General features: G+C 71.3%; 21 protein-coding genes and 2 pseudogenes. 11 read left to right on the top strand and 12 right to left on the bottom strand.

Annotation, left to right across the window (positions count from 1 at the left end; translation table 11 throughout):
* Positions 1–28: 28 nt before the first annotated feature.
* On the top strand, positions 29–871 hold the full coding sequence (locus ACWCO3_RS06935) for a serine hydrolase (RefSeq protein ID WP_145779832.1): 843 nt from the start codon (positions 29–31) through the stop codon (positions 869–871).
* Between the two features lie 56 nt (positions 872–927).
* A complete protein-coding gene (locus ACWCO3_RS06930; RefSeq protein ID WP_450008902.1) occupies positions 928–1,629 on the top strand; it encodes a lysoplasmalogenase in 702 nt (233 codons plus the stop codon).
* On the opposite strand, the gene ACWCO3_RS06925 is transcribed toward ACWCO3_RS06930, so the two are convergent.
* A complete protein-coding gene (locus ACWCO3_RS06925) occupies positions 1,598–2,395 on the bottom strand; it encodes a tyrosine-protein phosphatase (RefSeq protein WP_145779830.1) in 798 nt (265 codons plus the stop codon). The genes ACWCO3_RS06930 and ACWCO3_RS06925 overlap by 32 nt on opposite strands.
* A gap of 44 nt (positions 2,396–2,439) precedes the next feature.
* Here ACWCO3_RS06925 and ACWCO3_RS06920 point away from each other — a divergent pair, with 44 nt between their 5' ends.
* Together ACWCO3_RS06920 and ACWCO3_RS06915 are read left to right on the top strand one after the other, a co-directional pair.
* The gene (locus ACWCO3_RS06920; protein ID WP_145779829.1) at positions 2,440–3,537 is read left to right on the top strand and encodes a mandelate racemase/muconate lactonizing enzyme family protein; all 1,098 of its coding nucleotides are present in this window, start codon (positions 2,440–2,442) and stop codon (positions 3,535–3,537) included.
* Between the two features lie 60 nt (positions 3,538–3,597).
* The gene (locus tag ACWCO3_RS06915) at positions 3,598–4,521 is read left to right on the top strand and encodes a C40 family peptidase (RefSeq protein WP_145779828.1); all 924 of its coding nucleotides are present in this window, start codon (positions 3,598–3,600) and stop codon (positions 4,519–4,521) included.
* 33 nt (positions 4,522–4,554) lie between these two features.
* On the opposite strand, the gene ACWCO3_RS06910 is transcribed toward ACWCO3_RS06915, so the two are convergent.
* The 3 genes from ACWCO3_RS06910 to pnuC form a co-directional block, all read right to left on the bottom strand.
* Positions 4,555–5,553, bottom strand: coding sequence for a TerC family protein (locus ACWCO3_RS06910; protein ID WP_145779827.1), 999 nt, complete (start codon positions 5,551–5,553; stop codon positions 4,555–4,557).
* 303 nt (positions 5,554–5,856) lie between these two features.
* Positions 5,857–6,945, bottom strand: coding sequence for an AAA family ATPase (locus ACWCO3_RS06905; protein ID WP_450008899.1), 1,089 nt, complete (start codon positions 6,943–6,945; stop codon positions 5,857–5,859).
* 156 nt (positions 6,946–7,101) lie between these two features.
* On the bottom strand, positions 7,102–7,758 hold the full coding sequence (gene pnuC, locus ACWCO3_RS06900; protein WP_145779826.1) for a nicotinamide riboside transporter PnuC: 657 nt from the start codon (positions 7,756–7,758) through the stop codon (positions 7,102–7,104).
* A gap of 82 nt (positions 7,759–7,840) precedes the next feature.
* On the opposite strand from pnuC, the gene ACWCO3_RS06895 reads away from it, so the two are divergent.
* A complete protein-coding gene (locus tag ACWCO3_RS06895) occupies positions 7,841–8,134 on the top strand; it encodes an antibiotic biosynthesis monooxygenase family protein (protein ID WP_145779825.1) in 294 nt (97 codons plus the stop codon).
* A 126-nt stretch (positions 8,135–8,260) separates the two neighbouring features.
* Here the strand turns inward: ACWCO3_RS06895 and ACWCO3_RS06890 are convergent, their stop codons facing one another.
* The 4 genes from ACWCO3_RS06890 to uvrB form a co-directional block, all read right to left on the bottom strand.
* Positions 8,261–9,118: a helix-turn-helix domain-containing protein gene (locus ACWCO3_RS06890; RefSeq protein WP_145779824.1), complete on the bottom strand. Its 858-nt coding sequence runs from the start codon at positions 9,116–9,118 to the stop codon at positions 8,261–8,263.
* A gap of 529 nt (positions 9,119–9,647) precedes the next feature.
* Complete coding sequence (locus tag ACWCO3_RS06885) at positions 9,648–10,016, bottom strand: VOC family protein (RefSeq protein WP_354886758.1); 369 nt, start codon at positions 10,014–10,016, stop codon at positions 9,648–9,650.
* A gap of 76 nt (positions 10,017–10,092) precedes the next feature.
* Positions 10,093–11,001 carry a helix-turn-helix domain-containing protein gene (locus tag ACWCO3_RS06880; protein WP_450008895.1) on the bottom strand — a complete coding sequence of 303 codons (909 nt, stop codon included), beginning with the start codon at positions 10,999–11,001 and terminating at the stop codon, positions 10,093–10,095.
* Complete coding sequence (gene uvrB / locus ACWCO3_RS06875) at positions 10,998–13,106, bottom strand: excinuclease ABC subunit UvrB (RefSeq protein WP_145779821.1); 2,109 nt, start codon at positions 13,104–13,106, stop codon at positions 10,998–11,000. The genes ACWCO3_RS06880 and uvrB overlap by 4 nt, the downstream gene beginning before the upstream one ends.
* A gap of 206 nt (positions 13,107–13,312) precedes the next feature.
* Between uvrB and ACWCO3_RS06870 the strand changes: the two genes are divergently transcribed.
* A complete protein-coding gene (locus ACWCO3_RS06870; RefSeq protein WP_450008893.1) occupies positions 13,313–15,160 on the top strand; it encodes a hypothetical protein in 1,848 nt (615 codons plus the stop codon).
* A gap of 10 nt (positions 15,161–15,170) precedes the next feature.
* On the opposite strand, the gene coaE is transcribed toward ACWCO3_RS06870, so the two are convergent.
* Together coaE and rpsA are read right to left on the bottom strand one after the other, a co-directional pair.
* A complete protein-coding gene (coaE, locus tag ACWCO3_RS06865; protein ID WP_450008907.1) occupies positions 15,171–16,352 on the bottom strand; it encodes a dephospho-CoA kinase in 1,182 nt (393 codons plus the stop codon).
* Positions 16,353–16,538: 186 nt separating this feature from the next.
* Positions 16,539–18,158: a 30S ribosomal protein S1 gene (gene rpsA, locus ACWCO3_RS06860; RefSeq protein WP_347663947.1), complete on the bottom strand. Its 1,620-nt coding sequence runs from the start codon at positions 18,156–18,158 to the stop codon at positions 16,539–16,541.
* Between the two features lie 331 nt (positions 18,159–18,489).
* On the opposite strand from rpsA, the gene ACWCO3_RS06855 reads away from it, so the two are divergent.
* The 4 genes and pseudogenes from ACWCO3_RS06855 to ACWCO3_RS06840 form a co-directional block, all read left to right on the top strand.
* Positions 18,490–19,296 carry a class I SAM-dependent methyltransferase gene (locus ACWCO3_RS06855; RefSeq protein ID WP_358165159.1) on the top strand — a complete coding sequence of 269 codons (807 nt, stop codon included), beginning with the start codon at positions 18,490–18,492 and terminating at the stop codon, positions 19,294–19,296.
* A gap of 57 nt (positions 19,297–19,353) precedes the next feature.
* Entirely contained in the window at positions 19,354–19,956 is a 603-nt protein-coding gene (locus tag ACWCO3_RS06850) for a Uma2 family endonuclease (protein ID WP_244311610.1), read from the top strand.
* A 35-nt stretch (positions 19,957–19,991) separates the two neighbouring features.
* A complete protein-coding gene (locus ACWCO3_RS06845; RefSeq protein ID WP_145779816.1) occupies positions 19,992–20,210 on the top strand; it encodes a hypervirulence associated TUDOR domain-containing protein in 219 nt (72 codons plus the stop codon).
* Positions 20,197–20,544 (top strand): annotated as a pseudogene (locus ACWCO3_RS06840) (DUF3140 domain-containing protein); the annotation flags it as partial. The gene ACWCO3_RS06845 and the pseudogene ACWCO3_RS06840, both read left to right, overlap by 14 nt.
* A gap of 229 nt (positions 20,545–20,773) precedes the next feature.
* Here the strand turns inward: ACWCO3_RS06840 and polA are convergent.
* Together polA and ACWCO3_RS06830 are read right to left on the bottom strand one after the other, a co-directional pair.
* The gene (gene polA / locus ACWCO3_RS06835) at positions 20,774–23,473 is read right to left on the bottom strand and encodes a DNA polymerase I (RefSeq protein ID WP_145779814.1); all 2,700 of its coding nucleotides are present in this window, start codon (positions 23,471–23,473) and stop codon (positions 20,774–20,776) included.
* A gap of 147 nt (positions 23,474–23,620) precedes the next feature.
* Positions 23,621–23,875, bottom strand: a complete 255-nt coding sequence (locus tag ACWCO3_RS06830) for a hypothetical protein (protein WP_450008889.1) — start codon at positions 23,873–23,875, stop codon at positions 23,621–23,623.
* A gap of 70 nt (positions 23,876–23,945) precedes the next feature.
* Between ACWCO3_RS06830 and ACWCO3_RS06825 the strand changes: the two are divergent.
* Positions 23,946–24,408: pseudogene (locus ACWCO3_RS06825) on the top strand (DUF5753 domain-containing protein); the annotation flags it as partial.

Raw genomic sequence — 24,408 nt, 5'->3', positions numbered from 1 at the left:
CCACCCTTGATCCGCTACGGTCACCGGCATGACCTGGGATGATCTCGACGCCCACCTGGACCGGGTGCCCGGCACCGTCTCGGCGTACGTGGGCCGACTCGACGCGCCGCCGACCTGGACCCGCCACCCGGACGCCGCCCACTACGCGGCGAGCACCATGAAGGTGGCGGTGCTCGCCGCGCTGCACCGCGCCGCCGAGGCCGGCGAACTGGACCTGGACGCCCCGGTTCCGGTGGTCAACGAGTTCGACTCCGCCCAACCCGGCGCGCCCCGGTTCTCCTGCGCGCAGCCCTACGACAACGACGACGCAGTCTGGGACCGGCTGGGCGACACGGCCACGCTGCGCTGGTTGGCCGACCGGATGATCGTGCGGTCCAGCAACCTGGCCACCAACGTGGTCATCGGTCACGTCGGGCTACCCGCGGTGGCCGACGTCTGGGCGTCGACAGGTGCCCGCAACAGCGTCACCGGCCGGGGCATCGAGGACTTCGCGGCCCGCGAGGCCGGCATCACCAACACTGTCACCGCCGCCGACCTGGCCGCCCTGCTCGGCGCGCTCGCCGCCGGCGCCAGCGCCCCCGGCCCGATCGCCTCACCCGCCGCGTGCACCGCCATGCTGGACGTCCTGTTCGCCCAGGAGCACCGCGAGGACCTGGCCGCCGGTCTGCCCGAGGGCACCCGCATCGCGCACAAGAACGGGTGGGTACGCGGAGTCCGGCACGGCGCCGGCGTGGTGCTGCCCGACGACGCCCCGCCGTACCTGATCGCCGTCTGCACCACCACCGACCCGGACGACGGGGTCGCCGACGACGCCTGCCTGCTGATCGCGGACGTCTCCGCGCGGGTCTGGGCCGCCCGCCACCGGCTCTGACCCGCATTCCACAGGGCACGGCTAGGCTCTGCGCACCCCCACTCCCGGAGTCGCCGATGCCTCGCAGTCGCCTCGTCCTGATCGCCTTCCTCGTCGTGACGGCGGCGAACCTGCTGGCCGTCGGCACCGGCGGCGGTCTGGCCTTCCTGCTCACCAAACCGCTGCTCATGCCGCTGCTCGCCGGGTACCTCTGGTGGGCGGCCACCGAACGCGCGGCCCGGCCGGACCGGCTGATGCTCACGGCACTGGCCTTCGCCACCGGCGGCGACGTGGCCCTGATGATCGACGGCACCGGCTGGTTCCTCGCCGGAATGGCCTGCTTCCTCGGCACGCACCTCTGCTACCTCGCGGCGTTCACCCGGCACGGCGCCGCGACCGCGCTGCGCCGTGCACCGCTGGTCGCGGTCCCGCTGGGGTACGCGGTGCTGACAGTCGTCGCGCTGACCTGGATGTGGGCGGGGCTCACCGACGTCGGACTGGCCGTGCCGGTGGCCGTCTACGCCCTCGCCCTGGCGGCGATGGCCAGCACCGCCGCCACCCGGGGCTGGCGGGTCGGGCTCGGGGCCGCGCTGTTCCTCGGCTCCGACCTGCTGATCGCCGCCGGGGTGGCCGGGGTGGCCCAGCTACCCGGCGAACCGGTGCTGGTGATGGCCTCCTACAGCGTCGGTCAGGCGCTGATCGTCCTCGGCTGGGCCACCCGCACCAGCACACCGCCGGGCACGCCGGTCACTCCAGCAGTTGCGCCCGCAACGCCCTGACGTCGCCGTCGGTCAACCCCAACCCGTCGCGCAGGTACGCGTCGAACGAGCCGTGCACCCGGCGTACCTCGTCGTAGCCGGCGTCGAGGTACTCGGCGCGGACCTCCAGCACTGGAAGCACCGCGTCGACGTCCAGTTCGGGCTGCCGCCGTCGCATCGCCTCGACGATCACCGCGCGCAGACTGTCGGTCATCTCGTTATTGCGCAGGTAGTCGGCGCGGATCGCCGCCTCGTCCACCCCGAGCGCCGTCAACAGGATGACGGTGAGCCAGCCGGTGCGGTCCTTGCCGGCGGAGCAGTGGTAGACCAACGGCAGGTTCTCCGGTCGGCCGGCCAGCCGCACCGCCTCGGCGAAGCCGATCCGGGCCGACTCCCCGGTGACGAACCACCGGTAGATGGCCGCCATCGCCCCCGCCGTGCCCTGCCGGGCCAGCTCCGCGTACGCGTTCAGGTCGTGGCCGAGCAGCACCGCCGAGACGTACGTGAAGACCGGGTGCTCCGGGTCGTGCACCGGCAGGCACACCACCCGCGGCTCACCGGTGAGCCGGTCGGCCGGGGCGACAGCGATCTCCGAGTCGTCCCGGAGGTCGACCACGCACGCCGGCCCCAGCTTCGCCAGCACCGGCAGGTCGTCGTCGATCAGCCGACCCAACGCGGGAGTACGGATCAGCTGCCCCACCCGGACCCGCCGCCCGTCCGCGCCGACCAGCCCGCCCAGCTCACGCGCGTTCGGTGCGCCCACCAACTCCCAGCCCTGCCCGGTCATCCGGTCTCCCCTCCCACCGTGCGTCTCCGTATAGGGTGCCCGACATGACGATCTCGGAGGTACGCACCCACCGGGTTTCCGCCCCCTTACACACCCCGTTCGTCACCGCGCTGCGTCGCACCACCACAGTGGACACCCTGGTCGTCGAACTGGTCGACTCCGACGGCCGGTCCGGCTTCGGTGAGGCGCCCCAGGTGTGGCAGGTCACCGGCGCGTCGGTCGCCGGCGCGGGGGCCTGCGTCCGCGAGCTGCTCGGCCCACAGTTGATCGGTCGTGATCCGGACGACCTGGTGACGCGCTGCGCCGAGGTGCAGCGCGCCGTGGCCGGCAACGAGGCGGCGAAGGCGGCGGTGGACGTCGCGCTGCACGACCTCGCCGCCCGGCGGCTGGGCGTACCCCTGGTGCGGTTGCTCGGGGGCACCACGCTGCGGGTGCCGACGGACGTGACGCTGGCGGCGGGCGACGCGGTGGACCTGGCGGCGGCGGCCCGGCAGCGGCAGGCCGACGGCTTCGGCGTGCTCAAGGTGAAGGTCGGCACCGACGCGAGCGGCGATCTGGACCGGGTACGGGCCGTCCGCGCGGCCGTCGGGCCGGGGGTCCGGATCCGGCTGGACGCCAACCAGGGGTGGACGCCCCGGGAGGCGGTCCGGGTGATCCGGGGCATCGAGGACTCCGGGCTCGACGTGGAGCTGATCGAGCAGCCGGTGGCCCGCTGGGACCTGGACGGGCTGGCCTGGGTCAGCGACCGGGTCTCCGTGCCGATCCTGGCCGACGAGGCGGTCTTCGGGGTCCGTGACCTGGTGGAGGTGATCCGCCGTCGGGCCGCCGACCTGGTCAACGTCAAGTTGGCCAAGTGTGGCGGGCTACACCCGGCGCGTACCCTCCTCGACCTGGCCACCGCCCACGGGCTCGGCACCGTGGTCGGCTCGATGATGGAGAGTCAGGTCGGCATCGGGGCGGCGGCGAGCCTGGTCGCCGCGTACGGCACCACGGCGGTCCCGGACCTGGACGCCGCCTGGTGGCTGGCGTGGTCGCCGGTGCAGGGTGGCATCCGATACGACGGGGCGACAGTGGTGTTGCCGGACACCCCTGGCCTGGGCATCTCCGGCCTTACTGAAGCAAAGATGCAGACGCATGGTTGATGATCGTTGGTTTCTTTCATAGGGTTTCCCCTGGACAGCCGACACGATCTGGGGGTTGACGTGGAGCTGCAACCGGGCCGTGAGGCCGTCGTCCGGGTCGCGGTGGCAACGCTGTGGACCTCCCCCGAGGCGGTCCGCCCCGTCGACCGCCCAGCACTGACCGCCCGCGCCGACATCCTGGCCTGGGTCTCCGGGATGAACACCGACCAGCAGGTCGGCGACTGCGTGCTGAGCCAACTCCTGCTCGGCGAGCGGGTCCTCGTCAGCGAACTCCGACCGGACGGCTGGGCCCGGGTCGTCGCCGTCGAGCAGCCCGCCGCCAAGCTCGATCCGCGCGGCTACCCGGGATGGCTCCCCGCCGAGCAACTGACAGCCGTCGACCCGACCGCCACCGGCACCGCACCACCGCTGGTGGTGGACACCACTGTCACCGGGCTGCACGCCGCGCCGGGTGGTCCGGTGGTGGTGCCCGGCGTCGTCGTCGGCACCCGCCTCGTCCCCGCCGGCCCCGCATGCGACGACTGGCGGCCGGTACACGTCCCCGGCCAGGCCACGCCGCTCTGGCTGCTCGACGACCACCTCGCCGCGACGCCCCCCGCCACGCCGAGCGCCGAGGAGGCGCTCGCGGTGGCGCAGCGCCTGCTGGACGTGATCTACATCTGGGGTGGCCTCTCGGCGCACGGCATCGACTGCTCCGGGCTGGTGCACCTGGCCTGGCGGCGGCTCGGGGTGCTGCTACCCCGCGACGCCGACGACCAGGCCGCCGCCACCACCCCGCTGACGTTGGGCGCGGAACGCCCTGGTGACCTCTACTTCTTCGCCCGACCCGGCCGCAAGATCCACCACATCGGCATCGTCACGGCCCCACCCGGCGACGGCGGCGAGCGGCGGATGCTGCACGCCTGCTACCGCCGCCGGCGGGTGATCGAGGAACCGCTGCCGGCCGACCGCACAGCCACGCTGGTGGGCGCGCACCGGGTCTAGGGCGCGTTCCCGCGCCCTGGACCCGGTGCTCTGTCAGCGACGAGCGTCGACCAGCTCGCGGCGCCGGTCCCGGGAGGACTTGATCAGGCTGGCAGCCGTGGCGATGCCCAGGGTGCCGATGATGACCAGCAGCGACAGCCAGATCGGGATGTGCGGAGCCCAACCGACGTGCTCGCCACCGTTGATGAACGGCAGGTTGTTGTCGGCCAACGCCTCCAGCACCAGCTTGACCCCGATGAAGCCGAGCACCACGGCCAGGCCGTAGCTCAGGTAGATCAACCGGTCGAGCAGGCCGCCGAGCAGGAAGTAGAGCTGCCGGAGGCCCATCAACGCGAAGACGTTCGCGGTGAAGACCAGGTACGGCTCCTGGGTGATGCCGAAGATCGCCGGGATCGAGTCCAGGGCGAAGATCAGGTCGGTGGTGCCGATCGCGATCATCACGATCAGCATCGGGGTGAACAGCCGCTTGCCGGCGACGTGGGTGGTGAGCTTCGCGCCGTCGTAGTCCTTCGAGATCGGCAGCGCCTTGCGGCTCCACCGGATCAGCACGTTCTCGGAGAACTCGTCCTCGTCCGGCTCACCCTGCCGGGCCAGGTTCACCGCGGTGTAGATCAGGAACGCGCCAAAGATGTAGAAGACCCAGGAGAACTGCGTGATCAACGCGGCACCGGCGGCGATGAACCCACCGCGCATCACCAGCGCCAGCACGATGCCGACGAGCAGCACCTTCTGCTGGTACTGCCGGGGCACCCCGAAGCGGGCCATGATGATCACGAAGACGAAGAGGTTGTCCACCGAGAGGCTGTACTCGGTGAGCCAACCTGTGTAGAACTGCCCGGCGGAACTGGCACCCGAGGTCAACCAGACACCGGCCCCGAAGAGCAGGGCGAGACCGACGTAGAAGGCGACCCAGAGGCTCGACTCCCGCACACTCGGCTCGTGCGGGCGCCGACCAATGATCAACAGGTCGACGAGCAGGACCGCAGTCAGTGCGACAAGCGTCCCCGCCCACACCAATCCGGACACGTCCAACGTTCATTCCTCCGGCAGACACGCGGCGTCGGGCACACCGTACGCCCCCGGAGGGGCCGGTGTGCCGCTGTCGCTCACTCTGGTGACTGTCGGAGGTCTCTTCCGCCGCCACCCGTCACCGGGAGGCGACCAACGGAGCCGGGTCGGGACGCCGAGGTTCCGACGATCGACCGTGCTGACGACTCCGTTGCGGGGGAATACTCCCCTCCTCGGTGACCATTGTTGCCCACCACCGCCCGTGATCACACCCCGGGCGGTGGGTGGTGCCGCACACGCCTCACACCCCCTGGGCGTCCTAGGAGGCTAGTGCAGGTTGGGTGCGGCAATCGGCTCGGCGAGCGACCAGCCGGCGGCGAGCAGGTCGTCGCAGGCCCGCACCGCCCGCGCCAGCCGCTCGGCATGCGACCCGGCCAGCTCCACCACCGGCACCCCGCACCCGGCCAGCTCGGTACGGAACCGCTCGGTCATCCAGGCCCGCAGATGCTCGCCGTCGCGGAGCCCGTCGTCGGTGAAGGGCACCCCCTGGTGATCCGTGAGCAGATAGAGCGCCGGTCGGCGGGCCGCAGCCCGGATCTCCGGCGACGCGCTGCCCAGGTAACGCTCCTCCCACACCGCCGTGGCCCGCGCGTCGGTGTCACAGATCAGCAGCGGCCCACTCGTCCGCGCCGCCGCGTCCTCGGCGGCCTGCTGCTCGCGGACCACGGTGCGGAAGTCGTCCCGGTCCCAGGTGACGTCGAAGACGCTCGCGTGCGGGACACGCTCCCGCAGCCGGGCCAGCTTGCGGGCGGTCAACTCCCGGCCGTACTCCGGCACCCAGGGCGTGCCGTAGTGCGCCGCGAGCGCCTCGGCCATCGTGGTGGTGCCTGTCGACTCGGCGCCGACCACCACCACCCGCCGGACGAACCAGGCGCGCACCGGCGGGCTCAACCACCGCCAGTGACCCGCCGGGTCCGCGCGGACGGCCGTGCCGGACACCGGCACGGTCCGCCGATCCGGATCCACCGACACGGGTACGGCGTCGAAGCGCCGAGCCAACTCGACGCCGTACGCCTCGGAGGAGAACACCGCGTCCACCCGCCGCGAACCGACCGCCGCCCGGAACACCGCACAGTGCGCGTCCCAGACAGCCGGGTCGTCATAGTCGACGGGATGGTCGTCGTACCGGCCGACGAAGCGGACCCAAGGCCTGTCCGCGTGCATGTCCCGCAACCAGTCGAGCCGCAGGGTGAGTGGAATCGACTCCCGGCGCGAGGGCGCCACGACGACGGTGACCTCCGCGCAGCGGGCGGCTGCCGCCTCGATCAGCGCGTGGTGCCCGGCGTGCGGCGGGTAGAACTTGCCCACCACCATCCCGTGCCCGAACTCCGATGCCCGCTCGCTGCGCTCGCTCATGCCGTCACTCCGCTTCGCTGCGTGCCGGCATGAGGCACCTTCGCACTGAGCCTGCTGATTCGCTCGCTGCGCTCGCTCATGCCGTCACTCCGCTTCGCTGCGTGCCGGCATGAGGCACCTTCGCATTGAGCCTGCTGATTCGCTCGCTGCGCTCGCTCATGCGGCGACCGGCGCTGGGCCGGGCGGCACCGGGGTCGGCGGGTCGACCCGACGCAGGTCCGCCCGCCAGGCCCGCAACCCGAGCACGCACAGGGCGAGGAAGACCAGGTAGAGGACGGCGGTCAGGTGCAGCCCCTTGTACGCGTACAACGGGATGTAGATCAGGTCGGCCGCGATCCACAGCCACCAGCTCTCCACCCGCTTGCGGGTCTGTCCGTACGTCGCCAGCAGGGACAGCGCCGTGGTCAACGCGTCCGGCAGCGGCACTGTGGAATCGGTGGCCCGGTCCAGCAGGACCCACAGACCGGCGGTGAGCAGCACGCCGACCACGGCCAGCGCCAACCACTCCCGTCGCCCGGTACGACTCACCGTGAGCCGGCTCCGCCGCTCGCCACCGAACAACCAGTGCCACCAGCCGTAGCAGCCGAGCGCGACGTACACGACCTGGAGCCCGGCGTCGGCGTACAGGCCGGCGGTCCAGAACAGCAGCATGAGCAGCAGCACGTTGGCGATGCCGATCGGCCAGTTGGCGATCTTCTGCCGGGCCACCAACCACACGTTGAGCACACCTGTGGCGAACCCCAACAGCTCCGCCCAGGTGGTGCCCGTACCGGCCACCTGGAACGCGGTGCCGGTGAGCCAATCGATGATCACGGTGCCACCCTAGGGGCACCCTCCAGGCTGGAACAGACCCCGGGACACCATCGGCCCCGCCCGTCGTGGGAGGCTTTCCGACATGGTGCTCGAAGTCGCGCTGATCGACGTACTACCCGGACACGAGGACGCGTTCGCCGCCGCGTACGCCGAGGGTCACCCGGTGCTCGCCGGGGCGACCGGTTGCCGCTCGGTGCGGATGACGCGGGGCATCGAGTCCCCCACCCGCTTCGTTCTGCTCGTCGAATGGGACTCGGTCGAGGCCCACGAGGACAACTTCCGGGCCACCGAACGCTTCGAGCAGTGGCGTGCGTTGATCGGACCGCACTTCGCCGGGCCGCCCGTGGTCGAGCACTTCCTCGACGTACCGGCCTGAGCAGCCGCTGTCGCATCTCCGCGGTCGCTGTCGTACCGCACGGTTATCGTGCCCGCGCACGCGCCGGCCGCCGGTCCCGACGGGCTCGGGGGCGCCGGGCCCGGTGGCCGCGCGGCACGACGACTCCTACTCGCCCACGCGGCGGGCCAGCGCGGTGACGGTCTCCTCCGGTGACAGCGCCGCCGCCAGCAGCGCCTCGGTCATCCGCTGGTAACGGTCGACGTCGAGCAGGGTGGCCAACCGCACGTCGGTGGTCAACGCCTCGAGCATCACCGTCCGCGGGTCCGCCGGGTCCGGAAAGGCATAGCAGGAGTACGGCGTGAGTGGGTGCAGCCCGCCGCCGGCCACCCCGCGTGGCAGCAGCCGCACCGTGACGTGCGACAGCCCGGTCACGGCCACCAGGTGGCGCAACTGTTCACGCCAGACCGCCTCCGGCAGGTCGCCCGGGTCGCAGACCGCCTCGGCGAGCACCGCCGTGTAGCGCGGCGGGTAGGCCCGCCGCAGCACCTCCTGCCGCAGCGCCCGGGCGCGCACCTCGGCCTCCACGTCCACCTCGGGCGTGAGCCGCGCGCCGGCCGTGACCAGCACCCGGGCGTACGCGGGCGTCTGGAGCAGCCCCGGCACGACCGACGGCTGGTACTCGACGATGTCCGCCGCGCCCGCCTCCAACTCGGCGTAGGTGCGTTGCCGTTCGCTCATCTCGCCCAGCGTCTTCCACCAGCCGCGGCTGGTCGCCGCGTCCCGGGCGATCACGATCAGCGCTTCACGGGCGGGCGAGGGCACCTTGTAGATGTCCAGCAAATCGAGCACATCGGCGAGGTCAGGACGGCTCTGACCCAGCTCGATGCGGGACAATTTCGACGTCGAGGCCCAACCCAGCCGGTCGCAGACCTGCTCCAGGGTCAGCGCCTCGCGCCGGCGTAGCTGGCGCAACTCTGCGCCCAGACGTGCACGTCGAATGACAGGACTTGTTGGTAGCGGCATCCCGGCCTCCCCACCGAGGGAGAGTACGCAGGACGATCACCCAGTGCAATAGTTTGCTCGCACACCGCAATCAGGGCATTCGGTCCCGTCGCCGATTCCGACCTACGGCACCCGCCGCCGTCGCTGTTCGGCAGGGATTTCCGGCAGCGGAGGCCAGTCCCGGAGCAGGCGCCGCCTCGGGGGCGAGCTCGGCGGCGTAACCCCGGCGTCCTGGCCCAACCCGCGCCTGACAGATCCGAGGTTGCCGAGGAGGCATCACCACCGGCGGTCGCTGTGGAGCTGATGCCGCAAACGATTCGCCGTCAGCGGGGGCCGGTCGATTGATGGCCGCCTGCCGTCGCCGACACGGGACACCTGGCCGCGATGCCACAGACGATTCAGCTCCAAAGGCTCGCCAACCGTCCTCCGCCTCCCCCTGCGGGCACCCTGCCGGCGGACGTCTCGGGTCGGCACGTCCGCGACGCGCGCCGGCATGGTGAAGCGCACGGACCGGCACGGTGGAGACAGCGCGCGGGCCGGCGCGGTTGCCTCAGGGCCGGTAGGTGCCGAAGGACCAGACGTTGCCGGCCAGGTCGCGGGCGGCGTAGTCGCGTGAGCCGTAGTCGGTGTCGAACGGCTCCCGGATGATCTCGGCACCGGCTGCGCGAGCCTGGGCACAGTGGACATCGACGTCCGGCACCGCCACGTAGACCGACCAGTCGTCGTCCGCCGGCCGAGGTGCGGTGTCGGCGCGACCGCCCAGCATGATCATGCCGGTGTCGAGGACCAGCTCCGCGTGCGCGACCGAGCCGTCCGGCGCCTCGTGCACGACGTGCGCCTGGAAGCCGAAGGCAGAGCAGAGCCAGTCGATCGCGGCACGGGGATCGGGGTAACGGAAAATCGGATAGACAGTTCGCATGAGCTGATTCTGCCGCCGGCGACCCGGGGCTGAATTGGACGAATGTGACCTCGGCGGGTCGCCTCGTCGAGGTGTGTCAGCCGGCTGCCGGCCGGGAGGCGAGCAGCGCGGCCGGGGTGACCCCGGCGAACTCTCGGAAGTCCCGGATCAGGTGCGACTGGTCGTAGTAGCCGTGGCCCGCCGCCACCGCGGCCCAGTCGACCGGCCTGCCCACGCCGGGTGGAGCCGCAGCGGGGGGCTCGGCCCGCTCGACGCCGGCGGGCGGCTCGCAGCCCGGCCCGTCGAGGCCATCCGGCCCGACGTTCGGGCCGACGTTGCCCAGCGCCGTGCACGCCTGCTGGAAACGCAGCAACCGGGCGGCCGTCTTGGGCGGCAGTCCCACCTCGTGTCGGAACCGGAACGCGAGGTGTCGTCGGCTCCAGCCCACCTCGTCAGCCAGCGCGGCGACGCTCCCGCGCCCACCGCTGGCGACGAGCCACTGCCACGCCCGGTCGACGCGGGCGTCCACCGGCGGGGACGCCGCCAGCCGGGCACCGAGCACTCTGTCGAGCAGGACGAAGCGCTCCGGCCAGCCGGGTGCCTCGGCGAGCCGGACACGCAGTCGCGCCAGCCAACGCCCCGGGAGCTGCCCGACCTCCACAGCCCGATTGGTCAACTCGCTCAGCGGCAGGCCGAGAAGCCGGCGGGCGGCCAGCGGGGCGAGCAGCAGCTCGACGCCCTCCCCCACGCCCAGCATGCGGGTCGTACACCAACCGTCGAAGGTGCCGGCCACGAACGAGTCGACCTGCGTGACGCCCCGCTCCGCGCTGCGCGGGTCGGTCACGTCCAGCGGAGCACCCCAGCCCAGTATCAGCACCACGAAGGCACCCGCCGACTCCCGGCGGACCAGTGGGAGGTCCGCTCGTTCCCGGTAGCCCACGTACCGGTCCACGAACGGGCGCAGACGGACGTCGGGTCGCCCGGTGACGATCTCGCCGTCCGTCACTTCACACCGGCGGCGTCCATGCCGCGGAGCTCCTTCTTCAAGTCGGAGACCTCGTCGCGGATCCGGGCCGCCAACTCGAACTGCAGCTCGCGGGCTGCGGCCAGCATCTGGTCGTTGAGCTCCTGGATCAGCTGGGCGAGGTCGGCGCGCGCCATCCCCTCCCGCGAGGTCGTCGTGGCGGCGGACCGGCTGCGGCTGCGGGTCTCCTTGACCGGCGCCTTGCCCCGGGAGAGCTGACGCACCGCGCCCCCGACCCGGGAGTTCTCGGTGTCCTCCGCCTCGCGGTAGATGTCGTCCAGGATGTCGTGGATCTTCTTACGCAGCGGCTCCGGGCTGATGCCGTGCGCCTCGTTGTGCGCGATCTGCTTGGCCCGACGCCGGTCCGTCTCGTCGATCGCCGCCGCCATCGACGGGGTGATCTTGTCGGCGTACATGTGCACCTGACCGGAGACGTTACGAGCGGCCCGGCCGATGGTCTGGATCAGCGAACGGCCGCTGCGCAGGAAGCCCTCCTTGTCGGCGTCGAGGATCGCCACCAGCGACACCTCGGGCAGATCCAGGCCTTCGCGGAGCAGGTTGATGCCGACCAGCACGTCGTAGTCGCCCTTGCGCAGCTCGCGCAGCAACTCCACCCGGCGCAGCGTGTCGACCTCCGAGTGCAGGTAACGCACCCGGATGCCGTTCTCCAGGAGGTAGTCGGACAGGTCCTCGGCCATCTTCTTGGTCAACGTGGTGACCAGCACCCGCTCGTCGCGGTCGGTCCGCAGCTTGATCTCGTGCATGAGGTCGTCGATCTGGCCCTTGGTCGGCTTGATCACGACCTGCGGGTCGACCAGACCGGTGGGCCGGATGACCTGCTCGACGAACTCGCCCTGGGCCTGCTCCATCTCCCAGGTGCCGGGAGTCGCGGAGAGGAAGACCATCTGACCGACCCGCTCCAGGAACTCGTCGAAGCGCAACGGCCGGTTGTCGGCCGCGCTCGGCAGCCGGAAGCCGTGGTCGATGAGCATCCGCTTGCGGGACGCGTCGCCCTCGTACATGCCGCCGATCTGCGGGATGGTCACGTGCGACTCGTCGACAACGGTGAGGAAGTCGTCGGGGAAGTAGTCGAGCAGGGCGTGCGGCGGGCTGCCGGGCAGCCGCCCGTCCATGTGCATCGAGTAGTTCTCGATGCCGGAGCAGAAGCCGACCTGCCGCATCATCTCGATGTCGTAGGTGGTGCGCATCCGCAACCGCTGCGCCTCCAGCAGCTTGCCCTGCCGCTCCAGCTCGGCGAGCCGCTCGGCCAGCTCCACCTCGATGTCGCGGATCGCCCGTTCCATCCGCTCCGGACCGGCCGCGTAGTGCGTCGCCGGGAAGATCACCAGCTGGTCGACCTCGCGGACCACGTCACCGGTCAACGGGTTGAGGTAGTAGAGCTTCTCCACCTCGTCACCGAACAGCTCGATGCGGATCGCCAGTTCCTCGTACGCCGGGATGATCTCCAGCGTGTCGCCGCGGACCCGGAAGGTGCCCCGCTGGAAGGCCATGTCGTTGCGGGTGTACTGGATGTCGACAAGCCGCCGCAGCAACTGGTCGCGGTCGAGCTCCTGCCCGATCTGCGCCTTCACCGCCCGGTTGAGGTATTCCTCCGGGGTGCCGAGACCGTAGATCGCCGAGACGGTCGCCACCACGATCACGTCGCGGCGGGTGAGCAGCGACATCGTCGCCGAGTGCCGCAGCCGCTCCACCTCCTCGTTGATCGAGGAGTCCTTCTCGATGTAGGTGTCGGTCTGCGGGATGTACGCCTCGGGCTGGTAGTAGTCGTAGTACGAGACGAAGTATTCGACAGCGTTGTGCGGCAGAAGCTCGCTGAACTCCTTGGCCAGCTGCGCACAGAGCGTCTTGTTGGGGGCGAGCACCAGGGTCGGGCGCTGGAGGCGCTCGACCAGCCACGCCGTGGTGGCGCTCTTGCCGGTGCCGGTCGCGCCGAGCAGCACGGTGTTGCGGTCGCCGCGCCGAACCCGACGCTCAAGCTCGTCGATGGCCGCCGGTTGGTCGCCGGCCGGCTGGAACTCACTGACGACCTGGAAGCGGCTGTCCAGCCGGGGAATGTCGAGCGCCATGCCGTCAACGGTACGCCGGAGGTCCGACAGGAACGGGCGTCACGCCAGGTACGTGATCGGCTTCAATATTCCCATTGTGTGGCCCATGTCACCGGGACTACCCTCTTCATGTAGGCCGCTCGCGGCGGCCGACCGGGCCGGTGGCCAGGCCGTCATCACGGCCGGCCGCCCCCGGCACTGCGGTCGCAGCACCCGGCTCGTCCGGCGTGCGCACCGGTGTGGTCGCGCTCACGGCGCAGACCGGCCGCCGCGAGCGCCCCTGCTCGTCACCCCGGTGCCTCCCCGCCCGTTTCATCTCCGTGGACACCTCTCCGACCCCGGCTCCCGACACCACCCCCCGCAACGCCGACGCCAAACGGCGGGCTTCCACCGCACGCAGCACCGACACCGGGGACGCGCGACGAGCCACCACCTCCCGCCCCGGTGACACCGGGGATGCGGCCCGCCCCTCCGACGCCGCTGCGCGGCCCACCACCAGCCGACCCGCCACCGCCCGACCGACCGGCAGGGGGCGACCCGCCAGCGGGCGCCGAACCGCCACCGGGCGACGTCGCGACGGCGGCGGAGCGACCACCCGCGCTGACGACACCTCCGCGCCTGCCTCCGACCCGGCGGACGGTCGAACCCCGGCCAGCCGCCGTCGACGTACCGTGCTGCTGTTGCTCGCGCTGACCGCTGTGACCTCCGCAGCGGCGTTGGTGTTCGGGCTGTTGAGCTGGGCGCCCGATCCGCCCGAGCCAACCCGGCCGCTGACCGTCGCCGAGGGCGAGCGGCTGGCCGCCGTGCGGGTCACCAACCTGCGGGACCTGCGCGCCGGGGTCCGGGTCACCGCCGGCGTCGACGCCGCCCGGATCGAACTGGTGGGTTGGGTGGACTGGTCGCGGTCCCTGCTCTACCTCGACGTGGGTGGGCCGGGCGCGGGCGCCGAACGAGGGTTGGTGCAGAAGGTCGGCGCGGTCCTGGTGGTCCGACCCGACCCTGCGGCCGTACCCACTCCCGCCGCACCACCGCTGGTGCCTCCCGCGGACCGTTGGCGGTTGCACCGCCTCGAACCTGGGGCGAACCTGGCACCCGTGCTCGACCTGCTCCTCGGCCTCGCCGCCGACCGCCCGGACGCGACGCGGGCGGTGCCCGACGGTGGCGCGCGGTGGATCGCCCAGGACACCGTGCCCGCCGGGCCGGTGGACGTCCTACAGGCGCCGTTGCCCGGGACACCAGCCTCTCGTTCGGCACCCGGTAGCACCGCCGGTTCGGCGAGCGCCGACCCGGACAGCCAGACCCGGTACTGGCTCGACCAGGACGCCCGCCTGCACAAACTGGTGACCCAACTGCCCGGCGTCGGCCCGGTCACTGTGGTCCTCAACCGGACGGACCGGCCGACGCTACACCCGGTGGACGCCCTCGGTGGCCGGCCCGGCCTGCCGCGCGCGCTGACCGACGCCGAGCGGCGTCGACTGGACCAGCTACCGGCCCGGTTGCGGGCGAAGAGCGGTGCCACCCTGACACTGACCGCACCCGTCGGCACGGACACGAATCTGCGGGCCGCCGGCTGGTTGAGCTGGACCACGCGTACCGCGTACCTCGCGGTTGCCGACCTGGGCGTGCCGGACCGCCGGACCCTGCTGCGGCGCGACACCACCGGTCTGGCCCGGGCGGACCTGCCCGCGGGCACCGCCGGTGGCGGCACCGCGGAGCAGCCCGAACGGCCGCCGCTTCCGCCCCCGGCCGGGCCGTGGCGCGTCTCCCGAGCCGGCAGCGACGCCCTGAGCGTGCTCGTGGACGCGGCGGTGGCCGCCGGGTCGGTCGGGCCACGCGGTACGGCCGTCCGGATACGCGAGGACGTCGCCGGCGGGCAGACCGTGGACGTCGTCGAGGTCGGCTCGGCCGGCGCGCGGCTGCGCTACTGGATCGATCGCGACGGGTCGCTACGCCGGCTGGAACTGCACACCGACGCCGACGCGTGGGCCCAACTGGATCTCCGTCCCACAGTGGTGCCCCGGCTCGCCCCGATCCCCCGGCCAGCCGCCACCCCTCGACCCCACGCCGCCCGCTGACCGGTGCCGCTCAGGGCCGCCAGCCGGTCTGCTCGGCCCACTGCTCAGCCCGCAGATACTCCTCGTCGAACCACGGATCACTGGCCGTGCCTGATTCGCCGACCTCCGGTGCCGCGTCGGCGAGGTCCCGCTTGAGCAGCAGGTACGCGGACCGCTGATCCGGATCGGCACGCAGGTGGTCGCGCATCATCAAGGCGTACCGCCAGCCCGGCGAGTCGGCCACCCGCACGTGCAGGCGAACCGGGCGGCCCGGGTCGGCGCTGCCGTGCAACCGCTTCTGCCACCGAGCGCTGCCAGCCGGACGCGGGTCGTCCCACCACTGCCCGGGCACGCGGGGGAACCCGGCGTTCGCCAGTCGGTCGGCCAGCGCATTATCGGCGTCGGCGAGGCTGGACACGGCCACCTGCACGTCGATGACGTCCTGGGCGGCGAGGCCGGGCACCGCCGTCGAACCGATGTGGTCGATCCGCAGGGCGTCCGAGCCGAGCGCGTGTCGGATCCGGGCGGCCAGCCGCGCGTACTGCTCCGGCCAGGTCACGTCGGCGCCGACCCGGTCGATCTGACCTGGCGGGACCACCCGCCGCTCGCGCAGATTGTGCTCGTAGGGCAACAACCGCCGAGCCCAGAGCGCGTCGACGGCGTCGTGCAGGTCCGCCAGGCTGCCGTCGTTGGTCAGCACCACGTCCGCCGCGGCCCGACGACGGGCGTCGTCGGCCTGGGCGGCCATCCGCCGCTCGGCCTCCGCGCGGCCCATCCCCCGGTCACGCGCCAGCCGTTCCAGTCGGGTCGTCACGGCCGTCTGCACCACGATCACCAGGTGGTACGTGGGCGCGAGCCCCACCTCGACCAGCAGCGGTACGTCGTTGACGACGATCGCGTCGGGCGCCGCGGCGGCGGTCAGTTCAGCGGTACGGGCCCGGACCCGAGGGTGCGTGATCGACTCAAGTCGACGGCGCGCCGTCTCGTCGGCGAACACCAACGCGCCCAGCGCGGCACGGTCCAACGCGCCGTCAGCGTCCAGCACCGTGTCGGAGAAGGCGGCAACGATCTCGGCCAATCCGTCCGTACCCGGTGTCACGACCTCCCGTGCCACAGTGTCGGCGTCGATGAGCACCGCACCCCGCTCGGCCAGCCGCGCCGCCACCGCACTCTTGCCCGACCCGATCCCGCCGGTCAACCCCACTCTCAACACCCGACCAGTCAACCGGATGCCCGAGCTCACCACCAAACCCGCCCACCCGACGCGGCCCGACGCGAGCGGGGTGGAGCGGCCCGACAGCGCCGCCCCACGACCACGACCGGGCACCTGCTCACGGCGAAGGCCCCGCCCCCGGCGATCCGAAGATCGCGGGGACGGGGCCTGTCGTCGTTCAGCGGGTCACTTACCGCCGGCGAGCTTCTCCCGCAGTGCGGCGAGCGCCTCGTCGGTGGCCAGCGTGCCGGCCGGCTCCTCGGCCTGCCGGCTCGGGGCCGGGCTGGACGAGGAGGTGGTGCCACCGCCGCCACCGGCAGCGGCCGGGACGACCGGAGTCGGGTTGGCAGCGGCCTCGGCGTCGGCGGCCCGAGAGGTCTGCACCTGCTTGGTGTGGGCCTCCCAGCGCAGACGAGCCTCGGCGTACTGGTTCTCCCAGGTCTCGCGCTGCTTGTCGTACCCCTCGAGCCACTCGCCCGTCTCCGGGTCGAAGCCCTCCGGGTAGATGTAGTTGCCCTCGGTGTCGTACGTCGCGGCCATGCCGTAGAGGGTCGGGTCGAAGTGCTCCTCGCCCTCGACGAAGCCCTCGTTGGCCTGCTTGAGCGACAGGGAGATCCGGCGACGCTCGAGGTCGATGTCGATGACCTTGACCATGACCTCGGAGCCGACCTGGACGACCTGCTCCGGGATCTCCACGTGGCGCTCGGCCAGCTCGGAGATGTGGACCAGGCCCTCGATGCCGTCGTCGACGCGGACGAACGCACCGAACGGAACCAGCTTGGTGACCTTACCCGGCACGATCTGCTGGATCGCGTGGGTGCGGGCGAACTGCCGCCACGGGTCCTCCTGGGTCGCCTTCAGCGACAGCGAGACCCGCTCGCGGTCCAGGTCGACGTCCAGGACCTCGACCTCGACCTCCTGGCCCACCTCGACGACCTCGGACGGGTGGTCGATGTGCTTCCAGGACAGCTCGGAGACGTGCACCAGACCGTCGACGCCGCCGAGGTCCACGAACGCGCCGAAGTTGACGATCGAGGACACGACGCCCTTGCGGACCTGGCCCTTCTGCAGCTTGTTGAGGAACTCGGTGCGCACCTCGGACTGCGTCTGCTCAAGCCAGGCCCGGCGGGACAGGACCACGTTGTTGCGGTTCTTGTCCAGCTCGATGATCTTGGCTTCGAGCTCCCGCCCGACGTACGGCTGCAGGTCACGCACACGACGCATCTCGACCAGCGACGCGGGCAGGAAGCCGCGCAGCCCGATGTCGAGGATGAGGCCGCCCTTGACCACCTCGATGACCGAACCGCGGACGACGCCGTCCTCGTCCTTGATCTTCTCGATCGTGCCCCAGGCCCGCTCGTACTGCGCCCGCTTCTTGGAGAGGATCAGACGACCCTCCTTGTCCTCCTTCTGGAGGACCAGGGCCTCGATGTGGTCACCAACCGTCACAACCTCGGCGGGGTCCACGTCGTGCTTGATCGACAACTCCCGAGAGGGAATGACGCCCTCGGTCTTGTAGCCGATGTCGAGCAGGACCTCGTCCCGATCGACCTTGACGACGGTGCCTTCGACAATGTCGCCGTCGTTGAAGTACTTGATGGTCTCGTCGATCGCGGCGAGGAAAGCCTCCTCGGAACCGAGATCGTCGTGGGTGACCCGGGTGGCGCTCGAGGGGGCCTCGATGCTGCTCGTCATGTGGGCGGTTGCTCCGGTCGGTGGGTTGTCACAGCAGGCTGGTGTCGCGGTGACCTGTTCGCGCCAGCGGATCCGTCGCCGGGCACACCGAACGATCGCTAGTGAGATCATGATGTGGCTCCGTCGACCGCGCACCTGCTCCCTGCCGAGGCAACGCGATCCGCGAGCGCATCGTCTAGCCTACCGTGCGCATTACCACAGCGTGCAAGCCCTCCCGGCTTCTCTACGTGCGGTGACCTGCGAAAGGCGAACAATCGCCCGGAAACGACCCCAGCTGTCTCGTGCGTCACAGCAGCCACAACTGACCCTCGCGGGACGGGCGCGAACAGGCGTCGGGACGCCCGCCACCCGCCGGCGCGGACACCACGTCGATCAAGGAGCCACTCGAAACTTGGCCGCGCCGCCGCACCCCACGCGACGGGTAGGGCCTAGCGTGAGCGCCGTGGATGACGACAGCCGGGTCACCCGGCGCCGGGTGGCTGACGCCGAGGTCCGACGGGCCAACCGCGGCTGGTGGGACACCGACGCCGACGACTACCAGGCCGAGCATGGCGCGTTCCTCGGCGACGTGGACTTCGTCTGGTGTCCGGAAGGACTCCGCGAGGCCGACGCCCGCCTGCTCGGCGAGGTGTCCGGGCGGCGCGTGCTGGAGGTCGGCTGCGGGGCGGCGGCCGCCGCCCGCTGGCTCGCCACCCAGGGCGCCTCGCCGATCGCCTTCGACCTGTCCGCCGGCATGTTGCGGCACGCCGCCAAGGCCGCCGACGACACCGGGGTACGCGTACCGCTGGTGCAGGCCGACGCCCTCGCCCTCCCGTTCGCCGACCGGTCCTTCGACCTCGCCTGCACCGCGTTCGGCGCGATCCCGTTCGTGGACGACTCGGCGGCCCTGCACGCCGAGGTGCACCGGGTGCTGCGCCCCGGCGGACGGTGGGTGTTCTCGGTGACCCACCCGATGCGCTGGATCTTCCTCGACGACCCGGGTGAGGGCGGGCTGACCGCCGTGCACTCGTACTTCGACCGTTCCCCCTACGTCGAGCAGGACGAATCCGGCGTGGCCACCTACGTCGAGCAGCACCGCACGCTCGGCGACCGGGTCCGGGAGCTGGTCGGTGCCGGCTTCCGGCTGGTGGACCTGGTGGAGCCGGAGTGGCCGGAGGGGCACGAGGGCATCTGGGGGCAGTGGAGTCCACTGCGCGGGCGCCTCTTTCCCGGTACGGCCATCTTCGTCACCGAGAAGCCCGCCGACTGAGCGCGTCGCACCTGTGGTCCGACCTGCGGGCCATCGATCGCCGGTAGGCTCGACCCCATGAGCGCCGAGCCCATCCCGACATCACCTGGCCCCTGGTGTCCGGACCCGATGCGGCAGCAGCGTGCCGACTACACGCTGGAGGACCTGCTCGCCCTGCCGGACGACGCCCCCCGCGTCGAACTCGTCGACGGAGTTATCCAGGTGACACCCTCCCCCACCCTGGGCCATCAAGACATCTGCAGCCTGCTGTGGCTGTGGCTGCGCTCGCACGCCCCGGCGAATCTTCGCGCCGCGCAAGCAGTCGGCGTCGCACTCAGCCGCAACACCAGCCGGCAGCCAGACGTGCTGCTCTGTCGCGCCGAGGTGCCGTCCAACCGGTCCACGTTACGGCCGGCGGACGTCGCACTCGCCGTGGAGATCGTCTCGCCCGGCACGCGACGGATCGACCGGTTCGCGAAGCCCGGTGAGTACGCTGCCGCCGGCATCCCGTTCTACTGGCGGATCGAGCAGGACCCGCTGCACGTCTACGCGTACCGGATCGGCGACCACGTGGGGCCGGGCGGTGAGCGGCAGTACGAGCTGGTCGCCGACGGCGCTGACGTGATCGAGCTGACCGAGCCGTTCGACATCAAGCTGCCGATCGCCGAGATCACGCCGTAGCCGTTTCGCCCCCTGGGCGTCGGGTAGCCGAGGGCATGGCCGAACAGAGATTCCACAAGGGCGACCATGTCTCCTGGTCGGCCCACGGCAGCCGCGCGTACGGCGTGGTGCAGGAGACCATCACCGAACGGACCCGGATCCGGGGGCGGGCCGTGAACGCGGCGCCCGACGACCCGCAGTACCGGGTTCGCAGTGACGGAACGGGCCGCGACGTAGCCCACCGCCCCGAGGCGCTGCGCCATGAGCAGGGCTGACGACCAGGGCCGGGACACCTACCGGGAGTTCACCGAGGCGGTGAACATGAAGCCCGCTGAGCTGTCGTCCTGGCTGGAGACCGACGAGTCGAAGCAGGTTGGCTGGCACAAGGGCGGTCGTTCCGGTGGCGGCGAGTCCGTCGGGCACGAGTCCGGCCGGAAGATCATCAACCTGTTACGTCGTAAACGCAGCGATCTTTCCGAGGGCGACTACAAGCACATGCGCAAGGTGGTCGGCTACGTACGCCGGCACATGGCGCAGCGCCCCTCCGGCAACGTCCGCGACACCAAGTGGCGCTGGTCCCTCATGAACTGGGGCCACGACCCGATGAAGTAGCGAACCGGCCGCCCGCACGGGCTCCCGAGACGGCGCGACCCAGCGGGACGAGACGCGGCCCAGCGATCGAGTGCGGCTTTACGGACGGGCAGCGACGCGACTGGCGGGACCAGGTCAGGGTTCCGGGGCAGCCCGACCCACGCAGGGATCAAGCCCGACCGCGCGGAGTGGGTCGGGCTGCCCCGGAACCCCCTCACCGCACAGGCCAGGACACCCCGCAACCCAATCAGTGATCAGCGCTGTTCCAGTCCCGGCCTTCGCCCACCGACACCTCCAGGGGCACCGACAGCGGGTACGCCCCGCCCATCTCGTGGCGGACGAGTGCCTCCAATGCCTCCCGCTCGCCGGGGGCGACCTCGAAGACCAACTCGTCGTGCACCTGCAGCAGCATCCGCGAGCGCAGCCCGGCATCGCCGAGCGCGGTGTCGACGTGCAGCATCGCGACCTTGATGATGTCGGCCGCGGAGCCCTGGATGGGGGCGTTGAGCGCCATCCGCTCGGCGATGTCGCGGCGCTGCCGGTTGTCGCTGACCAGGTCGGGCAGGTAGCGGCGGCGCCCCAGGATGGTCGAGGTGTAGCCGTCCTGGCGGGCCCGGGCGACGACCTGCTGGAGGTAGTCGCGCACCCCGCCGAAACCGGCGAAGTAGTTCTCCATCAGCCCGCGCGCCTCTTCGGTGCTGATGCTGAGTTGTTGGGACAGGCCGAACGCGCTGAGCCCGTACGCCAGGCCGTAGTTCATGGCCTTGATCTTGCGCCGCTGGTCGGGGGTGACCTCGTCGAGCGGCACCCCGAAGACCGACGAGGCGGTGGCGGCGTGGAAGTCGGCGCCGGAGTTGAAGGCCTCGATGAGCGCGTCGTCCGACGACAGGTGCGCCATGATGCGCATCTCGATCTGGCTGTAGTCGGCGGTGAGCAGGCACTCGTAGCCCTCCCCCACCACAAAGGCGCGGCGGATACGCCGGCCCTCCTCGGTGCGGATCGGGATGTTCTGCAGGTTGGGTTCGGTGGAGGAGAGCCGACCGGTGGCCGCCACCGTCTGGTTGAAGGTGGTGTGGATCCGGCCGTCGTCGGAGACCGACTTCAGCAAACCGTCCACTGTCGACTTGAGCTTGGCCACGTCGCGGTGGCGCAGCAGGTGGGCCAGCACCGGGTGCGGCTGCTGGGCGTAGAGCCACTGCAGGGCGTCGGCGTCGGTGGTGTAACCCGTCTTGATCTTCTTGGTCTTCGGCAGACCCAGCTCGGTGAAGAGGATCTCCTGCAGCTGCTTGGGTGAGCCGAGGTTGAACTCCCGACCCACCGCCTCGTACGCGCCCTGCGCGGCGGCCTTCACCTCGGCGGCGAAGTGCGCCTCCAACTCGGACAGGTAGTGGGTGTCGGCGGCGATGCCGGTGCTCTCCATGCCGGCCAGCACCCGCATCAACGGCAGCTCGACCCCGGCCATCAGCCGGGCGGACTGCTCGCCGTCGCGGGACAGCTCGGCGTCGATCGCGTCGGCCAGGTCGAGGGTGGCGCGGGCCTGCAGCATCAGGTTCTGCTCGGCGACGCCCTCGTCGCCCAGCCCGTCGAGGGTGAGCTGGCCCGACTCGGGGACGTCGACCCGCAGCTCCCGGTGCAGGTAGCGCAGCGCCAGGTCGGTGAGGTCGTAGGAGCGCTGGTCGGGGCGGGCCAGGTATGCGGCGATCTGGGTGTCGCGGACGATGCCGGCGAGCTGCCAGCCGTGCGCGGCGCAGGCCAGCACGGCCGGTTTGCTGTCGTGCAGCACCTTGGGTCGCTGTGCGTCGGCCAGCCAGCCGGCGAGGGCACCCTCGTCGGTCGGGTCGAGACGCGCCGGGTCGACCCAGGCCGCCGCGCCGCCGGCGGTGGCCAGCGCCAGACCGGTGATCGAGGCGGTGTGCCGGCGGTTGACGCCGGTGTCGAGCTTGACCGCCAGCCCGACCGGGGTGCCGGTCGGCGCGTGCGTTTCCAGCCAGCCGGCCAGTGCCCCGGGCTCGGTGAGCACCTCGCCGGAGAGGTCGAACCCGGACTCGGCCTCCGGCTCGACCGCCTCCAGGTACTGGTAGAGGCGGTCGCGCAGGATGCGGAACTCGAGGGTGTCGAACACCTGGTGCACGGCCTCCCGGTCCCACCCGGTCCAGCGGGTGTCCTCCGGGCGCAGCGGCAGCTCCAGGTCGGAGACGAGCCGGTTGATCTCGTAGTTGCGGATCACGTCGGCAAGGCGCTCCCGCAGGCTGTCACCGGCCTTGCCCTTGATCTCGTCGGCGCGGGCGATCACGCCCTCCACCCCGCCGTACGTGGTGATCCACTTAGCGGCGGTCTTCGGGCCGACGCCGGGGATGCCGGGCAGGTTGTCACTGGTCTCGCCGACGAGCGCGGCGAGGTCCCGGTACTGCTGCGGGCCGACGCCGTACTTCGCCTCGATCGCCGCCGGATCCATCCGGGCCAGGTCGGAGACGCCCTTGCGCGGGTAGAGGACGGTGATCTGGTCGTCGACCAGCTGGAACGCGTCCCGGTCACCGCTGCTGATCAGCACCGACATGCCCTGGTCGCGGGCCTGACAGGCGAGCGTGGCGATGACGTCGTCGGCCTCGAAGCCCTCCTTCTCCACCACCGGGATCTGGAGCGCGGCCAGGACCTCCTTGACCAGGCTGACCTGGCCCTTGAAGTCGTTCGGGGTCTCGCTGCGGCCGGCCTTGTACTCCGCGTACTGCTCGGTGCGGAAGGAACGGCGGGAGACGTCGAAGGCCACCACGATGTGGGTGGGCTGCTCATCGCGCAGCACGTTGATCAGCATCGACGTGAAGCCGTACACCGCGTTGGTCGGCTGACCCGTCGTGGTGGAGAAGTTTTCCACAGGCAGGGCGAAGAAGGCCCGGTATGCCATGGAATGTCCGTCGACGAGGAGCAGGCGCGGCGTCGTAGCTGTCACGGCAGCGACTCTAGTCCGTCGCACCGACATCCCTGGCCGGCGGCACCGGCGACGCGACACCGAAACCACAGCCGACCCGAACGCCGGCGGGCGGGGCGCCCCCCCCCGGGGGGGGGGGCCCCCCCCACCCGGCCGGCGTCCTTTGCTTCAACGTGGGTGGGACCGACGGGCCAGCGACAGCCACCCGAGGAACCGGGCGTGCAGAGCGGGCAGGTCCGGGCGCAGACCCAGGCCGTACACGTCGTCGATCGCCTCCTGCATCGACGCGGCCAGGTAGAAGGCCAGTGCGATCGAATGACCGTAGAACTCGGTCGCCAGCGCGAGCTGAGCCGGGCGGCATGGCCAGGGCGCGGCGCAGTTGCGGCACAACCACGCCGGACGCATCGGCAGGTGCGGGGTCATCCGACCCGCACCGGACGACGGCGGCGTTTGGCCGGCAGGGCCTGCATCCGCACGCCTGCGCGGCGCGTGACAGCTTCGTCTCTTCGAGCCACTCCTGATTCCGGGCCTGCTCCAGACCGAGAACTATGCCCGCGTCGTGATGCGCTTGAACGACCTCATGTCGGCCACCGAGGTAGACCAACAGGTAAGCGCTCGGATGAGCCGACACAAGATCCTCACCGGCGACAGCCCCCCGCAGGTGGTGGCCGTGCTGGACGAATCCACGCTCCGCCGCGCGGGCGACGAACACACCGGCATCATGGCCGAACAGGTCGCCCACCTCATCACCGTCGCCGAGTTACCGCACGTTCACATCCACGTGATCCCGGCAGGCACCGGCCTCCACATCGGGCTGTCTGGGCCGTTCGCGCTGGCACGGGCCGGCGACGGAGTTTGGGTCGGCCACCTCGAAAATCAGCTGGGCGGGATCGTGGTCGACAACGAAGATGGGCTACATACTCTTCACGCGGTCGCCGGCATCTCGGGCGAGGTCG

The sequence above is a fragment of the Micromonospora sp. NPDC002411 genome, from assembly GCF_053592955.1.
Note: the sequence above shows the minus strand (reverse complement) of the source record. Positions and strands in the feature narration are given on the sequence as shown.

What these genes read in the sequence shown, in the direction of transcription:
- ACWCO3_RS06935 (WP_145779832.1), top strand. Translation starts at nt 29, where the DNA reads ATGACCTGGGATGATCTCGACGCCCACCTGGACCGGGTGCCCGGCACC.
- ACWCO3_RS06920 (WP_145779829.1), top strand. Translation starts at nt 2,440, where the DNA reads ATGACGATCTCGGAGGTACGCACCCACCGGGTTTCCGCCCCCTTACAC.
- rpsA (WP_347663947.1), bottom strand. Translation starts at nt 18,158, where the DNA reads ATGATCTCACTAGCGATCGTTCGGTGTGCCCGGCGACGGATCCGCTGG.
- ACWCO3_RS06830 (WP_450008889.1), bottom strand. Translation starts at nt 23,875, where the DNA reads ATGACCCCGCACCTGCCGATGCGTCCGGCGTGGTTGTGCCGCAACTGC.
- ACWCO3_RS06930 (WP_450008902.1), top strand. Translation starts at nt 928, where the DNA reads ATGCCTCGCAGTCGCCTCGTCCTGATCGCCTTCCTCGTCGTGACGGCG.
- ACWCO3_RS06845 (WP_145779816.1), top strand. Translation starts at nt 19,992, where the DNA reads ATGGCCGAACAGAGATTCCACAAGGGCGACCATGTCTCCTGGTCGGCC.
- ACWCO3_RS06885 (WP_354886758.1), bottom strand. Translation starts at nt 10,016, where the DNA reads ATGCGAACTGTCTATCCGATTTTCCGTTACCCCGATCCCCGTGCCGCG.
- ACWCO3_RS06850 (WP_244311610.1), top strand. Translation starts at nt 19,354, where the DNA reads ATGAGCGCCGAGCCCATCCCGACATCACCTGGCCCCTGGTGTCCGGAC.
- uvrB (WP_145779821.1), bottom strand. Translation starts at nt 13,106, where the DNA reads ATGGCGCTCGACATTCCCCGGCTGGACAGCCGCTTCCAGGTCGTCAGT.
- ACWCO3_RS06925 (WP_145779830.1), bottom strand. Translation starts at nt 2,395, where the DNA reads ATGACCGGGCAGGGCTGGGAGTTGGTGGGCGCACCGAACGCGCGTGAG.
- ACWCO3_RS06895 (WP_145779825.1), top strand. Translation starts at nt 7,841, where the DNA reads ATGGTGCTCGAAGTCGCGCTGATCGACGTACTACCCGGACACGAGGAC.
- ACWCO3_RS06905 (WP_450008899.1), bottom strand. Translation starts at nt 6,945, where the DNA reads ATGAGCGAGCGCAGCGAGCGGGCATCGGAGTTCGGGCACGGGATGGTG.
- ACWCO3_RS06890 (WP_145779824.1), bottom strand. Translation starts at nt 9,118, where the DNA reads ATGCCGCTACCAACAAGTCCTGTCATTCGACGTGCACGTCTGGGCGCA.